The 11784-nt window shown below is 59.2% G+C and carries 9 protein-coding genes and 2 pseudogenes; 6 read left to right on the plus strand and 5 right to left on the minus strand.

The features are described 5' to 3' along the window. A partial coding sequence (locus QRQ56_RS22540) for a DUF968 domain-containing protein (protein WP_438743032.1) occupies positions 1–635 on the plus strand: 635 nt, incomplete at its 5' end. Positions 636–1241: 606 nt separating this feature from the next. Here the strand turns inward: QRQ56_RS22540 and QRQ56_RS22545 are convergent. Further along, positions 1242–1559 (minus strand): hypothetical protein, encoded by a 318-nt coding sequence (locus QRQ56_RS22545; RefSeq protein WP_438743033.1) that lies wholly within the window; start codon positions 1557–1559, stop codon positions 1242–1244. A 413-nt stretch (positions 1560–1972) separates the two neighbouring features. Here QRQ56_RS22545 and QRQ56_RS22550 point away from each other — a divergent pair. Next, positions 1973–3227, plus strand: a pseudogene (locus QRQ56_RS22550) (O-antigen ligase family protein). Positions 3228–3466: 239 nt separating this feature from the next. Here QRQ56_RS22550 and fcl read toward each other — a convergent pair. Together fcl and gmd are read right to left on the minus strand one after the other, a co-directional pair. Then, positions 3467–4426: a GDP-L-fucose synthase gene (gene fcl, locus QRQ56_RS22555; RefSeq protein WP_438743035.1), complete on the minus strand. Its 960-nt coding sequence runs from the start codon at positions 4424–4426 to the stop codon at positions 3467–3469. Further along, positions 4407–5477, minus strand: a complete 1071-nt coding sequence (gene gmd / locus QRQ56_RS22560) for a GDP-mannose 4,6-dehydratase (RefSeq protein WP_438743037.1) — start codon at positions 5475–5477, stop codon at positions 4407–4409. Before gmd ends, fcl begins: the two co-directional genes overlap by 20 nt. 250 nt (positions 5478–5727) lie before the next feature. Between gmd and QRQ56_RS22565 the strand changes: the two genes are divergently transcribed. The 4 genes and pseudogenes from QRQ56_RS22565 (at position 5728) to QRQ56_RS22580 (ending at position 8479) form a co-directional block, all read left to right on the plus strand. Next, a complete protein-coding gene (locus QRQ56_RS22565; protein WP_438743038.1) occupies positions 5728–6270 on the plus strand; it encodes a D-glycero-alpha-D-manno-heptose-1,7-bisphosphate 7-phosphatase in 543 nt (180 codons plus the stop codon). 191 nt (positions 6271–6461) lie between these two features. Further along, a pseudogene (locus tag QRQ56_RS22570) lies at positions 6462–6768 on the plus strand (phenylacetate--CoA ligase family protein); the annotation flags it as partial. A 492-nt stretch (positions 6769–7260) separates the two neighbouring features. Beyond that, the gene (locus QRQ56_RS22575; protein WP_438743040.1) at positions 7261–7911 is read left to right on the plus strand and encodes a TVP38/TMEM64 family protein; all 651 of its coding nucleotides are present in this window, start codon (positions 7261–7263) and stop codon (positions 7909–7911) included. Positions 7912–8359: 448 nt separating this feature from the next. Further along, entirely contained in the window at positions 8360–8479 is a 120-nt protein-coding gene (locus QRQ56_RS22580) for a hypothetical protein (RefSeq protein WP_438743724.1), read from the plus strand. A gap of 25 nt (positions 8480–8504) precedes the next feature. Here QRQ56_RS22580 and QRQ56_RS22585 read toward each other — a convergent pair whose 3' ends face one another. Beyond that, a complete protein-coding gene (locus QRQ56_RS22585; protein WP_438743041.1) occupies positions 8505–10013 on the minus strand; it encodes a hypothetical protein in 1509 nt (502 codons plus the stop codon). Between the two features lie 37 nt (positions 10014–10050). Next, on the minus strand, positions 10051–11688 hold the full coding sequence (locus QRQ56_RS22590; RefSeq protein ID WP_438743043.1) for a carbamoyltransferase family protein: 1638 nt from the start codon (positions 11686–11688) through the stop codon (positions 10051–10053). Between the last annotated feature and the right edge of the window lie 96 nt (positions 11689–11784).

The following is an 11784-nucleotide window of genomic DNA, read 5'->3' on the forward strand; positions in this document are numbered from 1 at the left end:
CTGTCCATAAGGGCTGTTACACAGCACTCCTCTTAACCCGGCAAGACGGCCCTCACCGGAGGGAGACGGATCAGCTCCCCCTCAAAAACACTTTCCTGGAGGCCGATGCCCGCGTTCTTGAAGCCACGTATCAAAAACGGATCGGGGACGCCCCTCTGCCCGACAACCATTCGGCGGACCAGCAGCCCGGGTCCTCCGCAACCGCTCTCCCCGACGAAGGCCCTGCGAACGATTCCAGCAACATCGACGGGGCTGTCGTCCCCGCTCGGCAAGCACAAGCCGGCCTTGCCTTCCCGAAAAAACCGCCTCGAAAGCGGAGCAAGGATCACCTCGCCTTCATTCGCAGCCAGGGGTGCCTCGTCTGCCAAAAGACTCCCGCCGATGCGCATCACCTTAAGTTCGCCCAACCACGCACCTTAGGACGCAAGGTCAGCGACGAGTTCACAGTACCGCTCTGCCGATCTCACCACCAATCCCTGCACCGGCACTGGAATGAAAGAGCTTGGTGGACCAATCTGCAAATTGCGCCCTTGCCGATCGCGAAGGGCCTTTGGGATGCCAGCCCCGTCCATCTGACGGCAGGCATACCGGTCGCTCTACCGCCGCGCCCGCCACTGGAGACGCAAGGTCAATGAATGGTCCGGTCGATCTGCGCAAACCGCACCCGGCGAGCGTCTTGCCACCTCAATATGAAGCGTTATGTCCTCCGCCCCAACTTCTGCCTGGAGAGAACATCGAGTGCTATCACTCTCTTCAAACCGCAATCTTCCGCGACCTCGATCCTCGATCTGCCATCGAGTGGCTGCTCGCGCGATCGATGCCGCTGAGTCGTCTTGGGAGATCCAACGGTACCGAGTATTACGTCATAGATTCTTAAACACGTCTCGCCACAAGGCTATTGAGACAATCCTTCGGCGCCTTGATGTCACGGGCAATTCATCCTCACTTCAAAGCCTTGCCGAATTCCATATTGTTCGGAATGCATTAGACTGGCAACTGGATCCGAATGCCGCAACCGAGATCGACGCCCGTCTTCAAGCCCACGGCTTCGATCAACACGCGGTAAGTATGGAAGCCTATGTCCAGGCGCGAGAGGTCCTCTCGCTATTCGAAGCACTGCTCAGTGGAGCCCAGTTGCGGCGGCTGACGCTGCTAAAAGACCTCAACTCATTTCGCCAGACTAAGTTGAGGGTCAACGTTGCAACGCGGCGTCGTTTCCCGATAACGGTCGTAGCGGAAACTCACCAAGGCACGTAAAAGGCGACAAAAATCACAACCAAAAGAAGAAATGCAAACCAGAGAAAACTTTTTGTATATGCAAAAACTTCACTTGCCCCGGCCCGACACTCCCCCGGTGGTCTTTGGGATTGCAATTGAAGATCGCCTTCCATCTGTACCTTTCGACTGGCCGTCCTTAAGAGCATGCTGGAATTGACAGCTAGCTCATATTGACCAGCGACTTCCAAAAAAGCATTCTTTTCAAGCTCTGTCGAGGCGGCTGACGCTTGTTCCAAGCAGACGAATTGCAACCGCCGGAATTCCCTAAGTTGCTTCTTCATTTGCGCAGGCCTCTTTGCAGATTGACACTTACACTGCTAAACGGGCAACGCCGATAAAATCTGACGGGGAATCTGCTAGAGCGGCTAAGGCGGATGAGGGCCGATTCTTACTCGAACACACATTGGCCCCGTAAGTTCCGTCGGTAGCGGCATTTTAGTCGCATGGATCCTTACGGCAGCTTATAGACATGAAAAGCTGTCTTGCTAGAGCGAGGTTTGGGCACATTAGCCGGGTCCAGGCGTCGAGCCCTTGCTGCACGTATCGCCGCTTGTGAGGCCGACCGAATGATCAGCTGAGCCCACGACACGCGCAAAATTGCTCCTATGGACTAGAACATCCCAAGCCGTCTATCGGCGGTCGAACTTATAAAGTCGTTCTCAGGACCTCGTATCGCCCTGGCTTGGAGGCTTTTGTGACGGCACTTTTGCGAGAAACCACAGGCCAGATGCTGCGGCGTCGTTTTCGCAGCCCAGCAGCGTGGGGCGAGACGGCCGATCTTTTTGCAGTTCTTACCGTCGCGTCGCTACCTTGGTCGACGTCCCTCACGGCCATCTTCAATGGCATGTTTTGCTTTGCATGGTACCGTTCCTTGAGCTCAGGGCGTTCCTGAAGTCGCTGACACGTCCGATCTGTGCGGCCCCTATCGCTCTCGTTTCGCTCGCACTGCTCGGCACACTCTGGTCGGACGCGGCTTCGAGCCAGCGCCTCCATGCCATCAGCCCGACCGTCAAGCTTCTAGTACTGCCCGTGTTGCTCTACCATTTCGAACGCTCGGAGCGCGGCCACTGGATGTTCATCGCCTTCCTCGCATCCTGCGCAATCCTATGTTTGATGTCCTGGCTGGTCGTCCTCTATCCGGGTCTATCGTTAAGACCTTATGATCCGCTTGAGCGCGGGATCTTTGTCAAAAACTACATCGACCAGAGCCAGGAATTCGCCTTGTGTGCGGTTGCACTCGCCTATCCTGTGATGACGTTGCGGCGCGACAAGCGCTATTGGTTTGCCGCTCTATTTACCGCGCTAGCACTGAGCTTCGTGGTCAACATGGCTTTCGTCGTCATCTCCCGCACCGCGTTGGTTACCATGCCGATCATGCTCGGTATGTTTGGTTTGCTTCATCTAAGGTGGCGCAGCATCGCTATCATCACCGTATCTCTGGTCGCCTTAGCCGCGATCGCATTGCAAGTCTCACCCCAACTGCGTAGGACGGCCGACACCTTTTCGCTGGACTACCAACTCTACATGCAAAAGAGTGTCCCCACATCTATGGGCGAGCGTCTAGAGTATTGGCGCCACGCCGTTCAGTTTTTGTGCAGGCTCCATTGAAAGGGCATGGCACCGGCTCCTCGCAAGGACTGTTCGAAAGGGCCTCGAAAGAGCCCTCTTGGGTTCCAGGCGTCAGAGTGTTTCCAAACCCGCATAGCCAAACGCTGCATGTCGCCGTGCAGTGGGGCATAATGAGCATTGTCGTTCTATACACGATCTGGATGCTACATTTCTTGCTGTTTCGCGGAGACGGGTTGGCCTGCTGGATCGGTCTGCTGGTGGTGGTGCAAAACATCTTCACCTCCCTACTCAACTCCCATCTCTTCGACTTCCACGAGGGCTGGATGTACGTTATTGGCGTGGGTGTCGCGGGGGGCACGGTGATGCGAGCCAACAATTAGGGCATCCGAAAGCGAGAAGGGTCGTTTCTGAATATCGCGAGGATGATAATCGCGCCTGAGTGACCTGTGAGACCGACTGGCATTTTAGCAGCAAGTTCCGTCGCGCGAAGGCGATCCGCAGAGCGTTGGTGCTTGCCCGAAGCGCACGCTGGATGATGTCTCCCAGCGGCGCCCCGAGAAAGGACTCCAGTCAAGGTGAAAGCCAAATGCGCTGAAAAATCGAAGCGCGCGAGCCGCAATCAAGTTTCAGGTCGCGCACCTTGCTCTATCAGAAAAGCCTCGTATGCGAGCCTTAAGCCGTCGTGAAGTGAGGTCGTTGCGCGCCAACCGAGCCAGGCTAGTCGGCTAACGTCAAGTCGCTTGCGCGGCGTGCCATCAGGGCGCGAGATGTCAAAACTAAACTCGCCGCGATAGCCGACGATATCAGCGACCGCGCGTGCGAACTCGGAAATCGCGACGTCCTCCCCGGTGCCGATGTTGATCGGCTCCACTCCCGAATAAGTCTTCATGAGATGCACGCAAGCATCCGCCATGTCGTCGACATATAAGAACTCGCGGCGCGGTGTGCCGGTGCCCCACACAGCGACGGTCTTTGCACTCGACAGCTTGGCTTCATGAAAGCGGCGGATTAGGGCAGCAACGACGTGACTCAGCTCGGGGTGATAATTATCGCCGGGACCGTAGAGATTGGTCGGCATTACGCTGATGAAATCGCAGCCAAACTGGCTTCGATAGGCTTCCGCCATCTTGATGCCGGCGATCTTGGCGATGGCATAGGGTTCGTTGGTCGGCTCCAGCGGGCCTGTCAGCATCGAGTCTTCACGCAGCGGCTGCGGCGCGAGTTTCGGATAGATGCAGGACGAGCCGAGGAACATGAGCTTCTGGACGCCGTTCAGATGCGCAGCCTGGATCACGTTCGCCGCGATCGCGATGTTCTCGTAGATGAACTCGGCGCGGAGCGTGTTGTTGGCGACGATGCCGCCGACCTTGGCGGCCGCCATGAACACGACCTGCGGCCGCACCCTGGCGAACCAGTCGAACACGGCGGCCTGGTTGCAGAGATCGAGATCGCGCCGGCCCGCCGTGATGATCTCAACGTCCTCCTGTGCCAGCCGGCGCGCGATCGCGCTGCCGACCATGCCGCGATGGCCGGCGACGTAGACGCTCTTGTCCTTCAGCTCAAACGCTGCGTTTGCCATGGGTCGCGTCCCGCTTCGCCTCCGCTAGATCGCTCGCCATCATCTCCTCGACCAGCTGGGCAAAGGTCCGCTTGGGCTTCCAGCCCAGCACCTGCTGCGCCTTGCTGGCGTCGCCGATGAGGAGGTCGACCTCGGTCGGGCGGAAATAGGTCGGATCGACTTTCACCACGGTCTTGCCGCTGACGACATCGATGCCGGTCTCGTCCACGCCCGTGCCGCGCCATTCGATGCGACGACCGACATGCGCGAAGGACAGCTCGATCATCTCGCGCACCGAGTGCATCTCGCCGGTCGCGAGCACGAAATCGTCGGGCTTGTCGGCCTGCAGGATCCTGTGCATGCCCTCGACGTAGTCCTTCGCATGGCCCCAGTCGCGCTTGGCTTCGAGATTGCCGAGATAGAGCGTCTGTTCGAGACCGACCTCGATGCGCGACACGCCACGGGTGATCTTGCGGGTGACGAAGGTCTCGCCGCGGATCGGGCTCTCATGGTTGAACAGGATGCCGTTGGACGCGAACATGCCGTAGGCTTCGCGGTAGTTCACCGTGATCCAGTAGCCGTAGAGTTTGGCCACGCCATAGGGCGAGCGCGGATAGAACGGCGTGGTTTCCTTCTGTGGAATCTCCTGCACGAGGCCATAGAGCTCGGAGGTCGAGGCCTGGTAGAACCGCGTCTCCTTCTCCATGCCGAGGATGCGGATCGCTTCCAGCAGGCGCAGCACGCCGATCGCATCGGCATTCGCGGTGTATTCCGGGCTCTCGAAGCTGACGGCGACATGGCTCTGGGCCGCGAGATTGTAGATCTCGGTCGGCCTGATCTGCTGCACCAGGCGGATCAGATTGGTCGAGTCCGTCATGTCGCCGTAGTGCATCAGGAACGGCACGTTACCGGCATGCGGGTCCTGGTAGAGATGATCGACGCGCGCCGTGTTGAACGAGGACGAACGCCGCTTGATGCCGTGCACGACATAGCCGAGCGACAGCAGATATTCGGCCAGATAAGCGCCGTCCTGACCGGTCACGCCAGTAATCAGAGCAACACGTTGAGTCATGGCCGACCTTGTTCCCGCAGCATTTGAAATGGGTGGATGCACACAAAGTGCCGAACGAAGCACGTTTCCACGCTCCTTCTTGGCCACATCGTCCCGTACGGGTCAACCCCGGGAACGGCTCGGGGCCGGCCAGCGAGAGGCGCCGAGACGGATTGGACCTGGAACACAATCGTGATACTGAGCGCACAAGGCGACCGGGCCGCGGCGGCGGTTTCGCGCCTTCCTACAGAGACCACGAACTCGAGCCGAAATGTCCCGCGACAGAGAGAGCCCCGCGATCGACCGGACGCTGCGCCCGGCTGTTTTCTTCGATCGCGACGGCGTCTTGAATGTCGACACCGACTACCTGTTCGAGATCGACAAATTCGTCTGGATCGACGGAGCGATCGACGCGGTCAAGGCGGCCAACGATGCCGGCTATTTCGTCTTCGTCATCACCAACCAGTCGGGCGTGGCCAGGGGCTTCTACGAAGAGACCGACGTCCATCGGCTGCACGACTGGATGGCGCGCGAGCTGGAGGCCAGCGGCGCCCGCATCGACGCCTTCGAGTATTGCCCCTTTCATCCTGAAGGGCAGATCGAACGTTATCGACTCGTCAGCGAGCGGCGCAAGCCGCAACCCGGCATGATCGTTGACCTCCTGAGCAGGTTTCCCGTCGATACGAACAGGAGCTTCGTGGTCGGCGACAGGCCATCGGACATCGAGGCGGCGCGCGCCGCGGGCTTGCCGGGTCACGCCTTTCCAGGTGGAAACCTCCGCGACTTCATCCTGCCGCTTCTGGCAAGCGGATAACGACGTGACGAAAGCTCCCAGCTTCATCCTCGCGACGGAGTTCTATCCGCCGGACCCGAGCACGACGGCGACCTATCTCGGCGCGATTGCAGACGCGATCGCCCTCGACGTGCAGACACTTGTCCTCTCGGGAACGCCGAGTTCCGCAAAGTCGGCGAGTTCGGGGAACGACACGCCCGAGGTGATCGAAATCTCGAAGCGGCCGTACTACTGGCATCGAGGGCTGGATGGGCCGCGCCAACCGGACCAAAGGTCAAGGGCATGTTCATTCGCCCAGAGCAGGTCGCCGAGTCGGCAAGCGCCATTCAGCGCTCCGCTGCCTGCGCCTCATCGTTAAGCGACAGGACGAAGCCGACGCGATGACGCTGAAAGCCGAGACGAGTGCATCAAGCGATGCACTGCGGGAGGGGATCGCCGGTACACTGCGCGCGGTGACGAAACTTGGCCGCAATGTCGAACTGGTCAGCCCCGGGCGCGCTGCCGAACGACGGGAAAGTGGGCCTGACGAACGGTAAGCGCCCCATTGCAACAGGAATTCGCGCAGAACGAGTACGGACGGGACGGCGCAGCGGCATCCGTTCTTGCACCCCATGGCCGCACGGACGCGCATATGTGTTTATTGGCCGCGGGAAATCAAGGGACGCAGAATCCGAGTCCTGATGCACGCTCTTCCGTCAGGCAGAGAAATCGCCTGTCCTGGTGCCCCGCCAGGCAATTCCTGTACATCCGCTTCTCAAGCGCAAGGTCGAGAAGGCCGAAAAAGGTGATTAGGACGAGCACGACCCCGCCGGGCCATCCCGACTGAATAGATTGCCACACGTCGAACCTTCGACGTATGGAGATAGTCCTTCCACCGATTATTCAAAACGATCCAAAAACGACTATTGCAAGTTGCCATTACCGTCATAGACCACCATTCAGGTCAATCAAGAAGTAAGGGCTTGCGGGGTGGATTGATTCGTCCGCCCAGATAGCGCAAAGCAAGCTCCCATGACAGACTACATCCTCGAGGCATTCCGGGGCCTGGGGCATCCTTCGGTCACATCGGGTGCCATTCTCGCACTATTCTTCGTATTGGCGGCGCTGATCGTCTTTCCTCGGACGATCCTTATCGTGGCGGCGGGCGCATCGTTCGGGATCGGTGCGGCTCCCATCATCTTGGTGGCCGGCACGGCGGGAGGAACGCTGGCGTTTCTGCTTGCCCGCTATATCGCGTCCGAATGGTTTCGGCAAAAGCTTGAACGACGATCCAAACTGGAAGCGATAGCCCAAGCGGTCGACAAGGAAGGATGGCGCATTGTCGCTCTCATGCGACTGGGTGCCCCGCTGCCGAGCGCGTTACAGAACTATCTCTTCGGGCTTACAAAGATCCGCTTGGTGTCGTTCATCCTGGCTACCCTGGTGTTCAGCGCCCCGCAGGTTTTCCTGTTCACCTTCCTCGGCGCGACCGGACGAGCGTCGCTACTCGATGACAAACCCATCGAGCTCGCAATCCTGCCAATCATCCTGACAGTCGCGATCATCGCCCTCATTTCGTGGCGCGTCCAAAAACTGTTGAGATTTCGCCGCGGATCGCTCGACCGCAACGTGACCTCTCATCCGCTCCACCAGCATCAAAGGGGCGAACGCCCGCGTCCTTGACCAACCACTTGCATGGAAAGATCAGAACTCATAGGGGCAACAGATGACAGCGACAACGGCGCGCCGCCCGGCCGTCCTTTTTCGACCGCGACGGCGTGCCCGATCTAGATCGAGGCTACGTCTGCGAGGCAAGCAAGTTCGAGTGGACCGAAGGCGCTCGTGAAGCAGTCAACTCGCCAACGACGCCGGCTAATTTGCCTTAATCCTCATCAACCAGCCAGGTGTGGCTCGCGGATTCTACGAAGAGAGCGACGTCCAAACTCTCCATCGTTTGATTAACGCGGAGCTTGCATGGATCGGCGCGCATATCGATGCGTTTGAATAGTGCCCAACCATCCCGATGCGGTGATCGAGCGCTATCGGCGCTTTAGCGACCGCCTCAAGCCGGCGGTCGGCATGATTACCGACCTCATCAATCGCTTCCCGGTGCCCCCACAGAAGCATCCTGATCGGCGACAAGCCAAGCGACCTCGATGCGGCCGAGGCTGCCGGCATTCAGGGCCTATCGTTTCAGGACGGACTTTTCCAAACATTTGTGCGGCAGGCCCTCTCCTTGGACCAAACGTGAGTGGCTCAATCCAATTCTGACTCGCTCATTTTCGGCGAGGGATGCTCGTCATCCATGTCAGCGCACGTATTGTGACAAGCGGGGCGATCAACCAAACCAGACCGTAACTATCCAGCAGCGTCGCCGTAAGAGGAACCTGCGTTACGTAATACGCGTAAAGGCAGGCCGCCACCTGCATGGCAATGCTCATGGGATCGTTGCCTCTCGCCAAGACTGAAATCAAACCAATCAGCGAACCAGCAATCACGGTCGCCAAAACAGCGTAAAAAAGCCCTCCTTCCGCATAGCCCGATAGACTCACACCGGCTGGCTGCGAACCCGTCGTGTACGTGATGACGGGATAGATTGCCGCGAACACTTTGGTGGCCGGATAGCAAGGCTGCGGAGCAAGAATTCCTCTCACGACCGGCCGCACTATTCCGCAACGTTGATCGGGGTCCGAAAAGATCTGCACATAGTATGGAATTCCGACCGCCATCCTGAAGATACTGGCTCTCAATATCTCGGTCGCCTTCCGCACCACTTCATGAATTTCGCGTTCCCTCGACTTTCCGTCGGAGGTCGACTGCGAGCGGGGCTCGGACGTTTGCGGACCGAGCGTGGATGAATTGTCGGGGCCGGCAAGCGGCATCGAGTGCGGCTGTATTTGCGGACTCGCGAGTGGCGCCGGCGGCCGGACGGGCTTTTCCGGCTCTGGCACTACGCAAAATTGACTAAGCGCGAGGGCCAGGTAGATCGTTCCTCCCGCCGCGACCGTCACGATCGCGGTGCGCACGAGGCCGAATCCGGAAAGCGCCAACGTCAATCCGAGCACCAGCACATAGAGAAGCGCGGGCGCCTTCTGAATGGTTGCGACATCAAGCCAAAGAACGACCAAACTCAGCGCCGCGCAGGCTCCAAGGCTGAGCTTTTCGCGCTTAAGCAATCCACGCGCCAGAAGATAGCAACCGACGATGGGTAGGCTCGAATAGACGAACGAATAGTACTTGTTGCCAAGCAGCTTGAATAATTCGACCCGCCTCAGGATCTTCTGTTCGTAACACATGCTCTGATTCCACGCCTCACTTGCGGACAAGCCGCCGGCCTGGGCAAGCTTGTAGACACAGAAAGCTATCATGGCGCCCGCCAGCGCGAGTGGAATCCACAAAGGGACCTCATCGGAGAACGAGATGCCTGCTGACGAAAAGGCCCTCTCGGTGGCAATCGCGGCTATCGGCACGACTACGGGGGTCAACAAAAATAAGAACCAGTAGGTCACAGATCCGAGCGAGGTCATCCACGCGTAAGGAACCTTTTCAGGAAAGAACAATAGGCCGAGTTGCTCTTGTCCAACCGGAAACGGAATGAGAGCGGCTGCACCCGAGGTCATGATGTAGGCGGCGACCGCCACACCGACGGCGAGACTGACCCGTCGTGTTCCGCTGAAGTTCATGAAAACGCTCTGATGCTGTATTCGTCGGACAAACGCTCTCAGATCCTTCACCAACTCGGGCAATTCACGATTAGCTCTGACACAAACGGCGAACTGCGTCATCGGTCCGTGCAGCCATCGGTCGGACCGATTCTTTTGTCTAGCGTGGCTTTGACAGCCGGTAGTTACCGAGGTACAGCACGTCCAGCCCCGAGCAGAAATAGGTGTGCAGCGCTTCCAGTGGTGCGTTCACGGTCGGCTGCTCGTTGATGTTGAGGCTGGTGTTGATCAGGACCGGCAGTGAGGTCGCCTTCGCGAACTCGCCGATCAGGCGGCTGTAGAGTGGGTTGCTGTCGGGGTGGACGCTCTGGATACGCGCGGTGTTGTCGACATGGACCACCGCGGGCATGGTCTCGGCGACCTTCTCGTTGACCGGAAACGTCACGACCATGAACGGCGCGTCGAACGTGTCCTCGAAATACTCGGCCTGGCGCTCGTACAGCACCGACGGACAGAACGGACGGAATTCCTCGCGGTACTTGATCGTGAGGTTGATGCGGTCCTTCATGCCGGCCTGGCGCGGATCGGCCAGGATCGAACGGTTGCCGAGCGCACGCGGACCGTATTCCATCCGCCCCTGGAACCAGCCCACGGTCTTCTGGTCCGTCAGGTCGCTGACACAGCGCGCCACCGGATCGTCGAGTAGCTCGAACTTCGCACCGATCTTGTCCAGCGTCTCCCGGATCGTGTCGTTGGAATATTCCGGCCCCCAATAGGCGTGGTTCAGCGGCGCAATCGTATGGCCGGCCTCGGCGCATTTCATCATGGCGCCCCCCAGCGCCACGCCCGCATCGTGCGGCACCGGCGGAACGTAGAGGCGCTTGACGGACGGCTCGGCCGCGATCTCCATGTTCATCTTGCAGTTCAGCCCGACGCCGCCGGCGATGCAAACGTCGCCGCAGCCCGTCTCGGCGATCGCGGAGCGGATCACCTCGGTGGCGACGATCTCAAGCTGCTTCTGGCCGCTCGCGGCGATGTTGGTCAGCCGCTGGTCGAGCGGCGCGCCACGCAGGCGCCGCGGACCCAGGATTTCCTCCATCTTCTCGGTGAAGATGCGTTCCTGTCGCGTCGAGAAATCGCTGGTGAATATCTCGGCGTCACGCCTGCGCTTGTCGAGCTCGGGATCGAGTTCGTAATTGATGCCGTTGGGACACAGGAGTTTGGCGAAATTGTCCAAATATTCGGGATTACCGTAGGACGATAGGCCCATGACCTTGTACTCGTCATTGGTCATTTGATAGCCGAGATACTGCGTCAGCATCCCGTAATAGAGCCCAAGACTGTTGTGACGAGCGAAGCGCGTCAGCACGCGGAAGTCGTTGCCGCGCACATGGGCGACGAGGCCCGCGCTGGAATCCCCGGAGAAGTCGAAGCAGGCAACTGTCGCCTCGGAAAAGCCGGAGCCATAGAACGAGCTCGCAGCGTGACAGAGGTGATGGTCGTAAAGTTCGATCTTCGGGCTGTGGCCGAACTGGTAGCGGAAATATTCGGTCAGGCGCTGGGCGTAATTGGTGTAGGTCTTCAGCGGCGAGCAGATCCAGTCGACATCGCGCATGGTGATGCCGGCCTGCTTCAGGCAGAAGCCGATTGCGCCACGCGGCAGCTCGCCGCGCGCATGCTTGGCCAGCGTGAAGCGCTCCTCCTCGGCGGCAGCGATCAACTCCCCGTCGCGCAACAGCACAGCCGCGCCATCGTGGTGGCCGTGCTTGATGCCAGAGCTGATACCGATCACGTACATTCGTTCACACCTAGAAAACGCGCCGCCGCTTCGAAATTCTCAAACTCAAGCGGGGCATACATCAATCCTTCGACGATGTCCGAGCACCACGACAGA

Source organism: Bradyrhizobium sp. U531, from assembly GCF_051710265.1.
In the GTDB taxonomy this organism is placed as follows: Bacteria; Pseudomonadota; Alphaproteobacteria; order Rhizobiales; family Xanthobacteraceae; genus Bradyrhizobium.